This window comes from Moraxella nasovis (genome assembly GCF_022701215.1).
GTDB classification, from domain to species: domain Bacteria; phylum Pseudomonadota; class Gammaproteobacteria; order Pseudomonadales; family Moraxellaceae; genus Moraxella; species Moraxella nasovis.
Genome location: NZ_CP089976.1, coordinates 1513808 through 1531607, shown reverse-complemented (window position 1 = coordinate 1531607; position 17800 = coordinate 1513808). Strand labels below are relative to the sequence as shown.

The following is a 17800-nucleotide window of genomic DNA, read 5'->3' as shown; positions in this document are numbered from 1 at the left end:
CTGATGAGTTAATTTCATCATTCAACTACTTGCCATTTGTCATTGAACCAAAACAAAAAACAGCCTGATGACAGACTGTTTTTTTGTTTATGGCTAGTTTAGCTTAAATGGGTTTATTGAGATTTTTTCGCCCCAAAAGCACCAATCGCACCCTTGCCTTGATAGATGCCTGCCAATTCTGCGGCATTATCACCAAAGAACGCACCTTCGGTCTGTACGCCATTTTTGTTGCCAGCAAAAGTATTACCCTTGATGTTGGCTGACAATGCCAAGCTACCGCCAGTCAAGCTCTTATCTGTAATGACGCCCGCTAAGGTTTTATCGGCAAAGTTTACTGTGAAATTAGAAGTACCATCACTACCATTACCCACTACCGCACGACCTTTATAGGTAGCTATGCCAGTGGTTGGCATATTGGTAGTACGCTGACCTTGATAGAAATAGTATTTTTTGCCTGAATCATTTTTGACGCCATATTTAACATGACTTACATGGTTGCCACTTGTGATATCGCCATTAATATTGGTGAAACCACCTGCATTGATACCAGAAAAGGCAATCGGAAAGCTTTTGCCATCAATCACTAAGTTGTTGATGTCATCAGTACCTAAGGTTTTTGATGTTACTGATTTGCCTTGAACGACGTAGCTGCCGCCTTGAAATTTGGCAGTAGTTGGGTTATTTGCAGTGTTTGACTGTGCTGCGTCCGCCTTGGTAGGGGTGGTATTGACACCTGTGATGGTGCTTGGTACGGTTGTGGTTTTAGTAACGGTAGTAGAAGAGCTATGACCGCCACTACTACACGCTGTCAATGCCAAAACTGCCGTAGATAACACCGCCACAGATAGACTTGATTGTGATAATTTCATATCATTTTCCTTAAAAATAATAAACAACGAACTGATTAACAGCTGTCAAAATTTACCCAAAGTTAACGATCGGTTATCCTAGCTAGTCTTGATTGACTTACAAATATCAAAAATTCAGATTTGGTCAATCAATATCCAAAAATCCGAATCATCAACGATTGGGTACTTTATTCTGCAATAAAAGTTAGGGATTTGCAAGTAAATTTACATAAGAAAAACATATCTTATAAATGACTAACGAAAGAAACAAAAGCCAAATCACATCATTTATCTGCCCTTAGACTTTGATGTTATGTTTGACTTTGTGTTTGACTTTATGCTTAACTTTGCGTGAATGTCTGTGTGTATTTTTGTTCATCAAATCCAATGAGTGCCACATCAGCATTGCCAATTTTGCCCAATACAATCGGACGCTTTAATACGCTTGGATTATCCTTGATAATCTCATACATGGCGGAGGTGTTGCAAGTTTCAAGTGTCGCTTTGGTGTTATCATCAAATTTGCGGTAGGTTGTGCCTTGTTTGTTAATCACTTGACTGCCAAAAATTTGTACAAAATCATCAAACTTATCTTGTGATAAAACTTGTTTTTTATAATCAAAAAACTCATAAGCCACCCCATGTGCATTCAAAAAATCAAAGGCTTTTTTCATGGTGTTACAGTTTTTTATGCCATAAATCGTCAGCATAGCACGCTCCTATTTAAACCTAAATTTATCAAAATTAAAACCTACAAATTAAAATATGCTTAGGGCGTGTCTGCCTTTTGTATTTGCAATGAAAAATGCCCATTAAAAATAAGGGTAATCGCACGTTTTTCAAGGAAAAAACTTACAAGCGATACTTATTATATCGGTTAAGGTTTTTGACGAAGAGAAACACCCAAAATAATTATCAAATAATTTTTTATTTTGTAAGAAGTGTTACAAAGGGCAGGCACGCCCCAATTATAGCATTTTTATTTTGAAATTTTTACCAAATTCAAAACCATCACATTTACGGCTAAGGCATATTATTAAATGATTTTTAATTGCAAAAGTGTGATAAAGAGCAGACACGTCCTGATATATGACATATAAAAGTTTAACACGCCCCAACAAAAATTAGGTATAATACCAAGCCATCTTTTATATTTTCATTGCGATTTTAGTTTATCATTTGAGTTATTATCATGAGCCTACCAGAGTACAATTTTCACACCTTAGAATCTGCCCAACAAGCCAAATGGGACACCGACAAACGCTACCACACCAACAATAACGACAACGGCAAGCCGACACGTTATATGCTCTCCATGTTTCCTTATCCTAGCGGAAAACTGCACATGGGTCATGTCCGCAACTACGCCATCACGGACGTGTTGAGCCGTTATTATCGCCAAAAAGGCTATGATGTCATGCAACCGATGGGTTGGGACGCTTTTGGTCTGCCTGCTGAAAATGCCGCCATCGCCAACAACGTCGCCCCTGCCAAATGGACTTTTGCCAACATCGCCAATATGCGCGAACAGCTCAAATCGCTTGGATTGTCCATTGACTGGTCTCGTGAATTTGCCACTTGCACGCCAGAATATTACCAGTGGGAGCAATGGCTGTTTTTGCAATTATACAAAAAAGGCTTGGTCTACAAAAAACTTGCCACCGTAAACTGGGATCCTGTGGATAATACCGTGCTTGCCAATGAGCAGGTCGTGGACGGTCGTGGTTGGCGTTCTGGGGCATTGGTAGAAAAACGTGATATTCCGATGTATTATTTTAAAATCACCGATTATGCCGATGAACTCCTTAATGACCTACACACCCTAGAAGGCAAATGGCCCAAGCAAGTGCTGTCCATGCAAAATAACTGGATTGGCAAAAGCTATGGCATGGAAGTGGCATTTGACTATGAGCTTGACGGTCAAACAGATGAACTCAACGTCTTCACCACTCGCCCTGACACGCTTTTGGGCGTTACTTATTTGGCGGTCGCCGCCGAACACCCACTGGCTCAATACGCCGCTCGCCACAACGAAGCCATCGCTCAATTTTGCACACAATGCAAGCAAGGCTCTGTGGCAGAAGCAGACCTTGCCAAAGCCGAAAAAGTAGGCATGGATACAGGTCTGACTGCCAAGCACCCCATCACAGGGGAAGCTGTGCCGATTTGGGTGGCTAATTATGTGCTGATGAGTTATGGTTCTGGGGCGGTGATGGCAGTACCTGCTCATGATGAGCGTGATTTTGAATTTGCCAAAAAATATCAGTTACCCATCAAGCAAGTCATTGATATACAAGGACAAAGCTATGATGATACCGCTTGGCAAGATTGGTATGCCGACAAAGAAAATGGCGTTTGTATCCACTCTGGCGTACTTGATGGTCTAAATAAAGGTGAGGCCACCACCAAGATTGCCGAACTGCTTGGCGATAAAGGTAAAATCACCACCCAATATCGCCTGCGTGATTGGGGGGTGTCTCGTCAGCGGTATTGGGGCTGTCCGATTCCGATGATTAACTGCGAATACTGTGGCACCGTGCCTGTGAATGAGTCAGATTTGCCTGTGGTACTGCCCACCGATGTCGTCCCTGATGGGCGTGGTAATCCACTAAAAAATATGCCAGAATTTATCAACTGCACCTGCCCCAAATGCGGTCAGCCTGCCGAGCGTGAGACCGACACCTTTGATACTTTTGTGGAGAGCAGTTGGTATGCTCAGCGTTTCACCACGCCCCACAACGACAAGCAGATGGTCGGTCGTGCTGGTGCTGACAAGTGGCTTGCGGTTGATCAATATGTGGGCGGTGTTGAGCATGCGGTACTGCATTTATTGTACGCACGCTTTTTCCATAAAGTGATGCGTGATGAAGGCTTGGTCAGTGGCGATGAACCCTTTACCAACCTACTTGCCCAAGGCATGGTCTTGGCAGGGACGTTTTATCGTGAAAACCTTGATGGCTCAAAGACCTATTATTTTCCACATGAAGTGTCCGTCAATGGCGATAAAGCCACGTTAATCGCCGATGGTCTGCCTGTGGTCATTGGCAAAATTGAGAAAATGAGCAAATCCAAAAATAACGGCATTGACCCCCAAACAATCATCAATGAATACGGTGCTGATACCGTGCGTTTATACACCCTATTTACCGCCCCTGCTGACCAGACGCTTGAATGGTCGGATGCCGCCTTAAAGGGTCCGCATAATTTTGTCAAAAAAGTATGGCGAATCGCAAGCGAACACTTGGCGAATATTCAAGGTGTGGAAAAAACGGCTCTTGATGTTAGTAATATCGATACGGCAACTCTATCAAAAACCGCCAAAGATTTACGCCGTAAAACCCACGAGACGATTGCCAAAATTGATGTCAGTCTTGGCGAACATTTGGCATTGAACACCCCTGTGTCATCTTTGATGGAGCTTGCCAATGAGATTTTCGCCTTTGATGTGGCGTGTGCTGATGATTTGACCGTCAAGCACGAAGCCTTGATTGCCCTACTATCCATGCTGTCATTATATGCCCCACACGTTGGTGAGTATCTATTAGAACAGCTTGGTTTTGATAGCCAAAACATCGCATTTCCAAGCCTAGACGAAGACGCATTGACGAACGAAACCATCACCATGGTGGTGCAAGTCAATGGTAAGGTACGTGGCAAAATGGACGTGGCAACAGGGCTAGATAATGACACGCTGATTTTACTTGCCAAACAAGCAGAGGGTGTGGATAAGTTCTTGACAGGCGACATCAAAAAAGCCATCGTTGTGCCAAACAAACTGGTCAGTTTTGTGGTTGCAGGTTAACATATGACAAAAAAACCCCTAACACTCGCCCTAGTGGTATTAGCGACAAGCCTAAGTGCTTGTGGCTTTACCCTGCGTGGTAGCAATCATCACCATGTCATCACCCCCACCAATCCAAGCACAGCGGTTGTACTAGAAGACAATCAGAACAATCCGCTCGCTTTGGCTCTAAATAAGCCCCTAGCCAAGCACCTACAACTGCTTGGCATCAAAGAGCATTCAGAATCTAATAACACCATCAAGATAAGCAACGTCCGCCTACATCGCTATGATTTGGTAGGTACCTTGACCGAAGTGCGTCTGGTGCTGATGGCAGATGTCAGCTACACCATAGACAAGGCGACTTACCGCACCCCCATACAAGTTGAACAAAGCTATCAGTACAACGAAGCGAGTGTCATAACCCTTGACCAACAAGGCGAGAAAACCAAAACTTGGCTATATGAGCGACTTGCCGAGCGTATTGCCGAGCAGTATTATGCCAGAATAAATTATCCAAAAAAGAACTCTTAATGCAGCAACGTTTCATCTCTTTATTCAAACAGCTACACAGCACCAACCCTGCTCATCATCAGCCCTTGCAGGGGTTTTGGTTCATACATTCAGATGAGCCGTTAATCAGCCAGTGGCTCATTGACGCTTGCCGCCCTATTTGGCAGGTGCATGACCAGACCATCAAACGCATTGAGCTGTCATCTGCCAAATCATGGAGCGATGTCATCAATGAACTTGACACGCTCAGCTTGTTTGGCGACACGAGTGCCATCATCGTATCAGGCAATCACAAGCCTGACAAACAGGCGATTGACACCTTAACGCACATCGCCAAAGACACCCCCCACCATCTGCTATGGCACAGCCAAAAGCAAGATAAGAAATCTCTTAGCACAAAATCCTTAAAACTATTTGATCAAGTCGGATTGCTGATTGATGGCAATCTATATGATGAAAAAATGCGTGGCGAATTGTTAAGGCTACAAGCAGACCGCTTAAATATTTCGCTTACGCCTGATGCGTGGCAACTGCTGATGACGCACACTGAACAAAATCTTCTCGTGGCATATCAAAATCTGTGGCGTTTATCCTTATCAGATACCGCCGTCATTGATGCACAGGTGCTGATGGACTGCCTAATAGATGGTGCTGAATTTAGCGTATTTAACCTATCAGACGCAGTTATTGGTGGCCATGCCACCAAAACCTTACAAATCCTAACTCATCTAAAAAACACCGACACCGCCCCAAGCCTTGTGCTGTGGGCGATTGCCAAAGACATACGGCTCATTTTACAAATCCAAGCAGGCAAAAACCCTAGCGAGCTTGGCATTTGGTCAAACAAAACCCACCTTTATATAAATACTGCCCACCGCAGTCAAGGGCGAAGCGAGCAATGGCTTAGCCAAGTATATGAACTTGATAAAATGATTAAGGGCGTATCTGATGATGATGTGTGGCATGGGCTTAAAAAACTGTGCTTGGCGGTGTGCAAAATTGATTTGATGAACAAAGCGTAGTTTATATACAAACGCTTGTATCTTTATTATGACGTGATAATAAATTATAACGTGATAATACCTCTTCCCATAAGCTCTTATATTATAGTTATTTTATAACAACATTTTTTATAAAATTTTTGCTAAAATAACCAAAGTGCACCTGCTTTTATAGTTGCAATGAAAAATACCCATTAAAAATTAGGGTAATTGCATGTTTTTTTTAAGAAAAAACATCCGACCACTTAATTCTTAATGAGTAAGTGGTCAGATAGCTATTTTCACGCAAAGCACTTCAAAGCACTTTATTTTTCTTTTATAAAAAGTGTTATGTTATAAAGGTTTAGTACACTCCATTTTATTCTAACAACTCATTATATTTACTATGCTTACCAAAAATAAATCAACCAAACATAACAAACCCAAATCATCGCCACGTTTGCCAAAATGGGCAATGATTACCATCGCTGTCTTGGCCCTTGTTGCCATCGCTTATGCCTTTTTGAAACCCAAACCCACACCGCCGTCCTACCTGACCGCTGACGCTGTGATGGGCGACATTGAAAGCACGGTCATGGCATCAGGCAAAGTCAAGCCAATCCAAAGCGTAGATGTCGGCTCAGAAGTCTCAGGGCGTGTCATCAAGCTGTATGTCAAAGTAGGCGATGAAGTCAAAAAAGGCGACTTAATTGCCCAAATCAGCCAAGTGGAACAAAAAAACGCCCTATCCAATGCCAAGGCAACCTTAGAACAAGCCCAAGCAGGTCTTGCCCAAGCGACAGCAAGTCTGGCAAGCAGTCAAGGGACGGTGGCAAGCCAAGAAGCTACCTTAAAGGCAAGACTTAGCGAACTAAACAAAGCCAAGCAGTTTTTTGATCGCATGAATCATCTTGTCAAGATTGATGCCGTGAGCCGTCAAGATTATGACGATGCCAAAATTGCCTTAGAAGTGGCACAGGCGAATGTGGAGATTGCCCACGCCAATATCCAAAACGCCAAAAATGACGTGGCGACCGCCCACGCCAGCATCAAAAGCCAGCAGGCGAACATCAATAAAGCCAAAAATGAGCTATCTACTTCCCAAGAAAATCTAAACCACACCACCATTGTTGCACCGATGGACGGCATGGTCAGCCACATCAACCAAGAAGAAGGCACCACCGTCAATGCCAATCAGTCCGCCCCCACCATCGTTACCATCACGGATTTGAGCAAAATACGCATCAAAGTACAAATCTCCGAAGCGGACGTGATTCATGTCAAAGTGGGTATGCCTGCCAAGTTTAGCATCATCGGCGAGCCAGACACACAATACAATGCCACCTTGACAGGCATAGAGCCAGAATCACAATCCAATGATGGCGGTGCGGTATATTATATTGGCTATCTGGACGTGGATAATAACGAACGCAAATTTAGAATCAACATGACCACCCAAGTTGCCATCATCAAAGACCGTGTTCAGAACGTCTTGACCATACCATCATCTGCTCTTGTCAATGAAAACGGCAAATACAGCGTGCGTGTCATTGGGACAGATGGACAAGCCAAAGCCGTGCCAGTAGAAGTCGGTCTAAATAACCGCATCAATGCCGAGATAAAATCTGGATTGAGCGTTGGCGATAAAATCGTCATCGGTGAAAAGACATCAGACGACACCGACCACAACCCACGCAAAAACCGCTCATGATAAGATGACAAGATAAGAATAACTATGACAATCCCCCATAACACCAATGACCAAAATAGCCATGCCAAGCACAAAATTCCGCTCCTTGAAATACAAAATTTGGTGAAAGAATTTGTGGCAGGCGATAACACAATACGCATCTTGCATGGTATTGATTTAACACTTTATCAAGGTGAGATGGTTGCCATCATCGGTCAGTCAGGCTCTGGCAAATCCACACTCATGAACATACTAGGCTGTCTTGATAAAGCCACAAGTGGCGATTATACTATTTTTGGTAAATCGGTAAACGAAATGAATACCAGCGAACTTGCCAAACTTCGCCGTGAGCATTTCGGCTTTATTTTTCAGCGTTATCACTTGCTTGGCGACATCAACGCTTTGGATAATGTGAGCATTCCTGCCGTCTATGCAGGCATGGATAGCACCAAAAGACGCAAGCGAGCAACAAACTTACTCACCCAGCTTGGGCTTGGCGACAAAACCCAAAACCGCCCCAATCAGCTCTCAGGTGGACAACAGCAACGTGTCTCTATCGCACGGGCTTTGATGAATGGTGGCGACATTATCCTAGCGGACGAGCCGACAGGGGCATTAGATAGTGGCTCTGGCAATGAAGTGATGTCTATTTTGCATAATCTCAAAGACAAAGGGCATACCATCATCATGGTAACGCACGACCCCAATCTTGCCAAACAAGCCGAGCGGGTGATTGAACTAAAAGACGGACGAATTATTGCTGATTATTATATCAATCACGCACACAATCAACACACCAACCCAACCAATTTAACTGACTTTACCAATCCAAACGACACCGATGACATTAACGCACAAGGTTTCAATACACAAACAGCCATCAGCAAAAATACTTTTAGCACCAAAAGTCCTTTTTGGGCATGGCTAGATAGACTCAATGAAGCCTTCAAAATGTCCATCTACGCCATGAAAGCCCACAAAATGAGAACCCTACTCACCATGCTTGGCATCATCATCGGCATTGCTTCTGTGGTGTCTATCGTGGGGCTGGGACAAGGCTCACAAGCCAAAATCCTAGCCGAAATCAACGCCCTAGGCACCAATACCATCACAGTACTAGACGGCTATCCTGCTGACGACCCCAGAAGACGCTTTGGGAGGGCAAACCTGACCATCGCAGATGCAGAAGCGGTCGCAAGCCAGCCTTATGCCTTGTCGGTCAGTCCGCAAGTGGACGTGAGCACTTCCATACGCTACAAAAACCAAGACATCTCAGGCACAGTCAATGGCATCGGCAAGGATTATCTGCAAGTAACTGGGGAGAAGCTTGCCATGGGACAAGGCTTTGATGATACGAGCATTGCCACATCAGCCCAAGACATCATCATTGACCAAAACGCCTACAAAAGCTATTTTAATGGTGAAGGCAATCCTGTAGGGCAAATACTACAAGTTGGCAACATACCCGCTCGCATTGTCGGCGTGCTTGGCGAGCAGACATCGTTCTTTGCCAGCACATCTAACAATCCCACCGTCTATATGCCCTACACCACCGTCATGTATCGCATGCTTGGCAAAAGCACGATTGACCGCTTTGTCGTCTTGGTTGATGAAGACACACCATCTGACATCGCTGAGACCGCCATTTTTGATTTGTTAAAAACTCGGCATGGTACAGATGATTTTGATACTTTTAATTTAGACAGTATCAAAAAAACCGTACAATCCACCACCAACGCTTTAACCGCACTCATTTCGTCCATCGCCATCATCTCGCTCATCGTAGGCGGTATTGGTGTCATGAACATCATGCTCGTCTCTGTTACCGAACGCACAAGCGAAATCGGCGTGCGTATGGCGGTTGGGGCAAGACAGTCGGATATTTTGGGACAGTTTTTGATAGAAGCGGTACTCGTATGCCTGCTTGGTGGGACGCTTGGTATCGCTCTTGCCTTTGGCATTGGTACATTGGTCAATCATTTTGGGGGCGACAGCGTTGGGGTCGTCTATTCACCCCTATCCATCGTGGTGGCGTTCGTCTGCTCTACGCTCATCGGCGTGGTATTTGGCTTTTTACCTGCTCGCAATGCGTCAAAACTAAACCCTGTGGACGCTTTGGCTCATCACTGACACCCAGATTTGCCATAAACGAAAAGCTAAGTTAATCGCTTATGTTGTTTAAGTTGATATTGATGAGTTGATACTGATAATTTGATAAAAACTTACAAAAACCACTTGCAAAGATAAAAATTTGCTGTATAATACGCACCACATTAGCGATAAGGGTCGTTAGCTCAGTTGGTAGAGCAGTTGACTTTTAATCAATTGGTCGCAGGTTCGAATCCTGCACGACCCACCATTATCCTAATTCAAAGCATGAATAAATTTTAAAAAAAATGCTTGCAAAGTTGAGATTATCTAGTATAATACAGCACAAATCGGGTCGTTAGCTCAGTTGGTAGAGCAGTTGACTTTTAATCAATTGGTCGCAGGTTCGAATCCTGCACGACCCACCATCATTCCCCAATAGCTCAGTTGGTAGAGCATCGGACTGTTAATCCGTGTGTCCCTGGTTCGAGCCCAGGTTGGGGAGCCATATTTTGCTAATTAGCAACATTAAGCCACTTATGATTAAGTGGCTTTTTTGTTATTGGTTCAACCAAAGCCACTGTTATTTTGTGCTAAAATATACCCCAAGTATAACAATCAACAGACACTTATGGACTGGTCTCAAGAACTCATTACATCCGCTTTATGGATCTTGAAATCGCTTAGCCTTACTGCTGTGGTCTTTGGCATTTCAATGTACATACTGATTAAAACAACGCGTTGGGGTAGTCAATTTTGGGAGATGGCACAGGGTTATTTATCACCACAGCGAAGTGTTAAGCCAATCTTATTTTTTGTGTTCATTGTGATGCTAACCTTGATTGAAGTACGCATTAGTTTGATTTATTCAAACTGGTATAACACCATGTACGCATCACTTGAAGCATTAGACGCCACTGTCTTTTGGCAACAGATGATCGTGTTTTGTTTTATTGCTAGTGCTGCTGTAATAAATGCACTTTTGGCTTATTATATGCAGCAGCGGTTTAGCATTGGTTGGATTAAGTGGCTAAATGGATATTTACTTGATAAATGGCTTGCCAATCAGGCTTACTATAAGACTCAGCAGATCCATAATGAGCTTGATAACCCAGACCAACGCATACAGCAAGATGTTCAGCTATACGTCAAAAGCTCTCTAGCACTTGCCACAGGGGTTATCAGTGCGGTAACTTCTATCGTCTCTTATACATTACTGCTTTGGGATTTATCAGGAGAGATGAGCGTGCTGGGCGTTAATGTGCCACACATGATGGTGTTTTTGGTGTTTTTATATGTGTTGTTAGCGAGTATTATCGCCTTTTGGCTTGGCAGACCGCTTATCAACTTAAACTTTGACAATGAAAAACTAGGTGCAAACTACCGCTACTCACTTATTCGGGTGAGAGAATATGCAGAAAGCATTGCCTTTTATGCTGGGGAGCGAGTGGAAAAGACGCTGTTATATCGTCAGTTTAATCATGTTATCCAAAATATGTGGGCAATCGTGTATCGCACACTAAAGTTCTCAGGTTTTAATCTGATTGCATCGCAGATATCTATGGTTTTTCCCTTACTTATCCAAGCGAATCGTTTTTTCTCAAAGCAAATCAATCTTGGCGATCTTATGCAAACGGTTCAAGTGTTTGGCAGATTACATGATAGTCTGTCATTTTTTCGAAATGCCTACGATACAATTGCCGAATACCAAACCACGCTCGATCGCTTAACAGGTTTTAATCATGCCATTAAAAACAGTCAAAAGCCGACACAGCTACAGCTTACATATCATGACACCGATGTAATATTTGATGATGTAACCATAAAATCACCTACGGGCAAAACGCTCATTGAGACTCTCAATCTTAGACTACCCCAAGGCTTAAGCCTACTCATACAAGGCAAGTCAGGATCAGGAAAGACCACCTTACTTAAGACAGTGGCTGGACTTTGGCAGTATTCAACTGGCAGTATTCAGCGACCAAATGACACGCTGTTTTTATCCCAAAAACCCTATTTACCCCAAGGCAGACTCATTGATGCCTTATACTATCCGCACGCTACCCCACATGACGACCAAACAGCAAATCTTACAGCTCTGCTTGATATGGTGTGTATGTCTTATCTAGCAGCCCAGCTTTATCAAGAAAATAACTGGTCATATACGCTATCTTTAGGGGAGCAGCAACGCCTAGCCTTCGCACGCTTATTACTGCATAAGCCAGCTGTCGCTTTTTTAGATGAAGCCAGTGCAAGCTTAGATGAAGGTCTAGAAGACCTACTTTATCGCACGCTAAGACGTCATCTGCCTAGCACTACCATTATTAGCGTTGGACATCGTTCAACACTAGTTCGGCACCACGCTCAGCATCTACTTATCTTAGATAAGGCAATGTGGCAGCTGACCTAAGCAGACCATAACTTTTTAGCCTAATCCACACTTAACGATAAATAAATACCGTAACGCATTATGTCAAATTATCCAAATACCGAACAAAAACAAACAGCTACTTTAGCTTGGCACACCAAAGTGCTGATTGCCTTACTTGTTTTAAACCCTATTATTTTAGGCGGATTGTATCTGCATCATCAATCACGCAACACTCCAACTCCAGCCCCACAAGCTGTCATCCTAACAAAAGCAAACCCTGCTATGCCCAAAGAAACAGCCTTGCAAAGTGCTAGTGCAGACACAGCCCAAAATAGCAACGATGATGACGCACCATCAAAGGCAGATGAAAATCCATCACCTGATGAAACTAAAGCCATGAAAGACACTAAGCCTGCATCAAAGGTTAAACCATCACCGATAATCAATACACAGCCTAGCCAGTCGCCTAAAAATATCGCCACCCAAGCTCATTCTTTTAATGACGATCAGATTGCCGCTTTAGAAGCCCAAAAACAAGCAGAAGCAATCGATGAAGAAATCTCCAAACAGATTCAACAAGTTCGCAAAATCAATGAACAAAAACTAAAAGACGTATTACAGCCAAAGTCTTCATTAGACACAATCCAAGATAGCCAAGATAATAAGGAATAATAAAACTTTAGTTAACGCGGCAAACCTTCTCGGATTACGCTTGAAAAGCTATCAGATGAAATGGGATTATGCTCATCATAATCTGCAACTTTTGGGTTGATGTATGCCAATTTTTTCCATTCATCCGCAGGTAAAGATGGTCTAATAATCCCTTCTTCTATCAGATACGATGGCAGCCGCCCTGAGACCAAAATACGATAATCCATAGGTATACGCTTGATCGCAGGATCGATTCGCTGTACCAACTGATAAATGACAGTGGTGCAATTACTAATAAGCGTGTTGTACCACCTTGGCTGATGATTTAATTTATCGCCTTGTCTAAGGTACGTCAAAAATAGCTCTCGCATTTTAGCTTTATCATAAGATATCGGATAAAGATAAACTTTTTCTTTTCGGATATTGCTGCGAGTGTAGATGATGTCTTTTTCATCAGCAGCGATGATGGCTAGTTCATATTTTCGAAAAAAGCCACCGATTGCTGAAAACTGCTCACCTTGCTCTTTACGAATCTCAACAGAAAACGCCACATATTGACCATCTGTAAAGCCAAATGTCACAAGCGTATGAGCGATATTCTCATTGTCCCAAATAGACAATACCAAATCCATCGTGTCAAGCTGATCTAAGTTGTATTGCCTTGTATCCCAGCGTATATCGTAATCTTCTTCGCTACGCCAGTTAAAGTTTCTGACATGGTGAATGGTGATGAGATTTGGATTATGTAAATTGCGTTCATAATTGACAATGCGTGCAACATCATCACTCCAAATCCTATCATTACTAGGGCGTAAAGATATAAGCCACGCTAAGACTGCGGCAACAACTATCACGCCAACCCAAGCCGCTTGCCTGCTAAAGTAAAATGACTTTAGGCTTATTGCTGCCATTATTAGCACCGCCAAGCCAATGATTGCATAGCTTATCAGCCCAAATGGCATATTTACCCACACCGCAGTGCATGCGATTAATAAAGCAATACACAGTAGAACATAAAACACCACACTAAGCATCTAAGCCACCTAAATCACTAACGAAAATTGCACGATTGCACATGGTCATTTACCATACCACAAGCCTGCATGAAAGCATAGCAGATGGTTGGACCCACAAACTTAAATCCGTCCTTTTTAAGCTGCTTAGATAAGGCGATACTCGCCTTTGTCTGGGTTGGAATCTCACTTTCACACTTAGGCATACGATCAAGCGGTGCTTGACCTTGGTGCTTTTTGACAATACCCCAGACATACTCGCTAAAGCTTTGCTGTTTGCTAATCTTCAGATAGGCTTTGGCATTGCCAACCATCGCATAAATCTTACCTGCATGGCGGATAATGGTGGCGTCATCTTTAAGTGCATTTATCTTTGACTCATCATAAGCTGCCAAAATCAACGGATTAAACCCATCAAACGCCCGATATAACGCTTCTTTACGTTTTAAAATCGTAATCCAGCTTAAGCCTGCTTGCATACTCTCAAGACATAATAAGGCAAACAGCTTTTGATCATCAAAGATAGGTTTCCCCCACTCATAATCATGATAAGCTTGGTAAATGGGGTCGCTACCGCACCATGAGCAGCGATTTAATACATTGGCAGCTTTAGATTTAGAATAAATATTCATGATAAATATGCATAATAGAAGTCTTGCATCATACCGTTTTTTGATGTGTATTGGCAAGTTGCTTTGATGATAAATATTTTACCGATACCAAAAAATTTGCTAAGATAAGCTTTTATCGTAGATGTTTTTAGGTGTATTATGATTACAAAACTTGCCATTACTGACTTCACGCCAAGCCAAGAGCTAAATATTTGGGACGTCAGAGACGCTAAAAGCTATGCTACAGGGCATATTCAATACGCCATCAACCACCCAATTGATACGCTAAATGACACGCTACTTGCCCAGACCACAGGCGATATTTATGTGCTATGCGGTGGTGGTACTAAGGCAAAAAGAGCATGTGCATTACTAGATGAATTACAGCCAAATCGCAAAATCATCCACCTAACGGGCGGAACAAGGGGTGCAAAAGCTGCTGGCATGCCAATTATCGAAGAAGCATAAATAATAAGTTAAATAAAATCAATAACTTATAAAATTTATCAAAATTTATAGAAATAAGCTGTTGACACATTAGGCTCTTACTTGTATCATACGCACCACAACGACATACGGTGATGAATAAATCGCAAACACGTTGTAAATTCGGAGTGTAGCGCAGCTTGGTAGCGCATCTGGTTTGGGACCAGAGGGTCGGGGGTTCGAATCCCTCCACTCCGACCATTTTTAAGGCCTTGACGGCTTTTTTTGTTGGTAATGTTTATATTGATTTACAGTATCAGCATTTAACCACTAGAGCGCCTGTAGCTCAGTTGGATAGAGCATCCGCCTTCTAAGCGGGTGGTCGCAGGTTCGAATCCTGCCAGGCGCGCCATTTGCCTGATTTTTTTATGGTGGGTATAGCTCAGTTGGTAGAGCCCCGGATTGTGATTCCGGTTGTCGTGGGTTCAAGTCCCATTACTCACCCCATATTTTATTCTAAGGTTGTCCGACATTGTCCGACAACCTTTTTATTTTGTGGGGTTTTGGCGGTTTTGTTGTCTGCATTAGTCCGTATTGGTTTATTGCAATCTATGAAAAATTACGGTATATTTTACGGTATATGAGTTCAATTTTAAATTATACCGTAAATGAGCCTGACAGATACCGCCCTAAAACGCCTAAAACCTAGCGAAAAATGCACCGCCAACCGCCCCGATAAAATTTCAGACGGTAACGGCTTGATGGTACTGATTAGGCATAGTGGAACAAAGTCATTTATTAGTGCCTATTCTTTTAATGGCAAAACACAAGAAATTACCATAGGCAAGTATCCCATGATAAGCCTAGCACAAGCACGAAGCGAAAATATCCGCATTCGTGAACTGGCAAGCCAAGGCATAAACCCCAAAGACGAACGCCAAAAAGCCAAGCAAAAAGACACCCTAGACTTTGACCATTTCGCCCAAATATGGCTACAGCACCAAGAAAAACGCATTAACCCTGCCACCTTTAAACGAGACAGCAACGCCTACAAAAACCATATCAAGCCCATTTTGGGAAATATGAACATTTATCACGTCAAATTATCGGACGTGCTAGCGGTGCATGACCGCTTGGCATTAAATGGCAAAACCAACATGGCACATAAGGCGGTAAGCTGGATAAGTGCGATATTTGAACACACCATCATTAAAGGGCTTGCCCCAAATCTATTAAATCCCATTCCAAGGGGTATTCATAAATCATTGGTTGAACACAAACAAACTAATTACCCCCGCATAAAAATTACCGAGCTACCAAAGCTACTAGCAGACATTGACAACGCCAATTTAGAGCCATTAACCAAATATGCGTTTTATGTGATGGCTTATACTTTCGTGCGAACTAATGAGCTGTTTGGTATGCGATGGGTGGAAATTGATTTTAATACTTGCCTTTGGACGATACCGCCCGAACGCATGAAATGCCGTAATACGCACGTTGTACCGCTTGCCCCACAAGTAATAGAGATTTTGCAAACAATTAAAGAATGGCGGTTACATGATGAATTTGTGTTTTTTAGCAATCGCAGTAAACAGCGTGAAACCCTATCGCCCAACGCCCTAACCACCGCCCTAAAACGCATGGGCTACAAAGACAAAATGACAGGGCACGGCTTTCGTGGTTTGGCTAGTACGTCCCTTTATGAAATGCAGTACAACCCCAAAGCCATTGAATTGCAGTTGGCACACGTTAGCAAGGATAAGACCGAACGAGCCTACAACCACGCCGACATGATACCCAAAAGAATGCAGATGATGAAAGAATGGGCGGATATTGTCGATGAAATCAAAGACGGAGATTTTAGCACCTACCGAAAGCGTCTAACTGCCGATGGTTCAAGCGATGATTTGGCGTTATTTTTAGGGCGGATTTATAAAAATGGTGCAATTTTGCATGGCGAGCTTGCCACGCACCAAGCGGAGCTATTAGAAATCAAAGGAATGCAATGACCGCCACGCCTGCCATTTCGCCCCTTTTTGATATTTAACCCAAAATGGGGCAAATACGGTGACAAATACGCCTTATCATTTGCCCTATAGCAATGCAAACCAAAACCACCGACATACCACAACACCACCACCAAAAGTGCAGGCGTGAACCAACAAAACACCGCCCACGCCCACAAATCAAGGCAAACACCCCAACAAATCACAAAGCCCCCATAAAAAACCATAAAATAATAATAAATAAAATATAACATAAATATATTATTATTTAATATAATATATGTTATGTTATATTATTACATATATAAAAATTTGCCATCACGCACGCGCGCGAGAAAACCCCCAAATTAAATAAAAATAATAAATATATTATTTAATTATTATTTATATTATTAAATAATCCTTGTCTGTTTTGGTGTTTTTCCCTTGCCTTTTGCCCTTGTGATTTTACCGCCCTATCATCGCTTTTTGGCGGTGCTGGCGTGGGCGGACTTTTGCCCATTTTTGAGCCAAAGGGCGGAGTGTTTTTTTGGCGGTTGGCTTGTTGTGTTTTTTAGTAGCGTGATTTAGATTTTTTGCCGTCTTTGCGGGGCGAAATTTTTTATTATTAAGCGATACTAATTTTTATATGATTATTTATATTTATTCACGGTTCACGCCTGTACTTTTGGCGGTAAATTGTAAAAAATCGTGGGCGTTTACTAAATTTTCAGTAAAAGCCACCACTACACCGCCACGCCTTGCCCAGCATGACCCTATTTTATTAAATGGCGACATGATGGGCGGTTAAGTGTGGGCGTTGCGTACTTTTTTATTATT

At 42.8% G+C, this 17800-nt stretch carries 15 protein-coding genes and 6 tRNA genes; 17 read left to right on the top strand and 4 right to left on the bottom strand.

The genetic code is table 11. The annotated features are described in order from the left end of the window. Positions 1-113 precede the first annotated feature (113 nt). Positions 114-869, bottom strand: coding sequence for a Slam-dependent surface lipoprotein (locus LU293_RS07495; RefSeq protein ID WP_242746953.1), 756 nt, complete (start codon positions 867-869; stop codon positions 114-116). A gap of 320 nt (positions 870-1189) precedes the next feature. Continuing rightward, positions 1190-1558 carry a Spx/MgsR family RNA polymerase-binding regulatory protein gene (locus LU293_RS07490; RefSeq protein WP_242746951.1) on the bottom strand — a complete coding sequence of 123 codons (369 nt, stop codon included), beginning with the start codon at positions 1556-1558 and terminating at the stop codon, positions 1190-1192. A gap of 482 nt (positions 1559-2040) precedes the next feature. Between LU293_RS07490 and leuS the strand changes: the two genes are divergently transcribed. The 10 genes from leuS (at position 2041) to LU293_RS07440 (ending at position 12943) form a co-directional block, all read left to right on the top strand. After that, positions 2041-4650, top strand: a complete 2610-nt coding sequence (gene leuS / locus LU293_RS07485; RefSeq protein WP_242746949.1) for a leucine--tRNA ligase — start codon at positions 2041-2043, stop codon at positions 4648-4650. A 3-nt stretch (positions 4651-4653) separates the two neighbouring features. Continuing rightward, positions 4654-5163, top strand: coding sequence for an LPS assembly lipoprotein LptE (lptE, locus tag LU293_RS07480; protein ID WP_242746947.1), 510 nt, complete (start codon positions 4654-4656; stop codon positions 5161-5163). Continuing rightward, a complete protein-coding gene (holA, locus tag LU293_RS07475; RefSeq protein WP_242746945.1) occupies positions 5163-6164 on the top strand; it encodes a DNA polymerase III subunit delta in 1002 nt (333 codons plus the stop codon). Before lptE ends, holA begins: the two co-directional genes overlap by 1 nt. Before the next feature lie 364 nt (positions 6165-6528). Then, positions 6529-7833, top strand: a complete 1305-nt coding sequence (locus tag LU293_RS07470; protein ID WP_242746943.1) for an efflux RND transporter periplasmic adaptor subunit — start codon at positions 6529-6531, stop codon at positions 7831-7833. 24 nt (positions 7834-7857) lie between these two features. Continuing rightward, on the top strand, positions 7858-9942 hold the full coding sequence (locus LU293_RS07465; RefSeq protein WP_242746941.1) for a MacB family efflux pump subunit: 2085 nt from the start codon (positions 7858-7860) through the stop codon (positions 9940-9942). Positions 9943-10095: 153 nt separating this feature from the next. Then, positions 10096-10171: transfer RNA gene (locus LU293_RS07460), tRNA-Lys, on the top strand. 81 nt (positions 10172-10252) lie between these two features. Then, positions 10253-10328, top strand: a tRNA-Lys gene (locus tag LU293_RS07455). Between the two features lie 4 nt (positions 10329-10332). Continuing rightward, a tRNA-Asn gene (locus LU293_RS07450) sits at positions 10333-10408 on the top strand. Between the two features lie 207 nt (positions 10409-10615). Continuing rightward, on the top strand, positions 10616-12310 hold the full coding sequence (locus LU293_RS07445) for an ABC transporter ATP-binding protein/permease (RefSeq protein WP_242746939.1): 1695 nt from the start codon (positions 10616-10618) through the stop codon (positions 12308-12310). Between the two features lie 60 nt (positions 12311-12370). Next, positions 12371-12943 carry a hypothetical protein gene (locus tag LU293_RS07440; RefSeq protein WP_242746938.1) on the top strand — a complete coding sequence of 191 codons (573 nt, stop codon included), beginning with the start codon at positions 12371-12373 and terminating at the stop codon, positions 12941-12943. Positions 12944-12954: 11 nt separating this feature from the next. Here LU293_RS07440 and LU293_RS07435 read toward each other — a convergent pair whose 3' ends face one another. After that, complete coding sequence (locus LU293_RS07435) at positions 12955-13956, bottom strand: Lnb N-terminal periplasmic domain-containing protein (protein ID WP_242746936.1); 1002 nt, start codon at positions 13954-13956, stop codon at positions 12955-12957. A gap of 17 nt (positions 13957-13973) precedes the next feature. Then, positions 13974-14567: a DNA-3-methyladenine glycosylase I gene (locus LU293_RS07430; protein WP_242746933.1), complete on the bottom strand. Its 594-nt coding sequence runs from the start codon at positions 14565-14567 to the stop codon at positions 13974-13976. A gap of 138 nt (positions 14568-14705) precedes the next feature. Between LU293_RS07430 and LU293_RS07425 the strand changes: the two genes are divergently transcribed. The 7 genes from LU293_RS07425 to LU293_RS07395 all read left to right on the top strand — a co-directional run bounded on the left by LU293_RS07425 (position 14706) and on the right by LU293_RS07395 (position 17771). Continuing rightward, on the top strand, positions 14706-15014 hold the full coding sequence (locus tag LU293_RS07425; protein ID WP_242746931.1) for a rhodanese-like domain-containing protein: 309 nt from the start codon (positions 14706-14708) through the stop codon (positions 15012-15014). Positions 15015-15156: 142 nt separating this feature from the next. Then, positions 15157-15233: transfer RNA gene (locus LU293_RS07420), tRNA-Pro, on the top strand. 74 nt (positions 15234-15307) lie between these two features. Then, positions 15308-15384: transfer RNA gene (locus LU293_RS07415), tRNA-Arg, on the top strand. 19 nt (positions 15385-15403) lie between these two features. Beyond that, positions 15404-15479: transfer RNA gene (locus tag LU293_RS07410), tRNA-His, on the top strand. A gap of 161 nt (positions 15480-15640) precedes the next feature. Beyond that, positions 15641-16984, top strand: a complete 1344-nt coding sequence (locus tag LU293_RS07405) for a tyrosine-type recombinase/integrase (RefSeq protein WP_242746928.1) — start codon at positions 15641-15643, stop codon at positions 16982-16984. Between the two features lie 423 nt (positions 16985-17407). Beyond that, entirely contained in the window at positions 17408-17551 is a 144-nt protein-coding gene (locus tag LU293_RS07400) for a hypothetical protein (protein ID WP_242746925.1), read from the top strand. A gap of 58 nt (positions 17552-17609) precedes the next feature. Continuing rightward, positions 17610-17771 carry a hypothetical protein gene (locus LU293_RS07395; protein WP_242746923.1) on the top strand — a complete coding sequence of 54 codons (162 nt, stop codon included), beginning with the start codon at positions 17610-17612 and terminating at the stop codon, positions 17769-17771. The last annotated feature ends 29 nt before the right edge of the window (positions 17772-17800 follow it).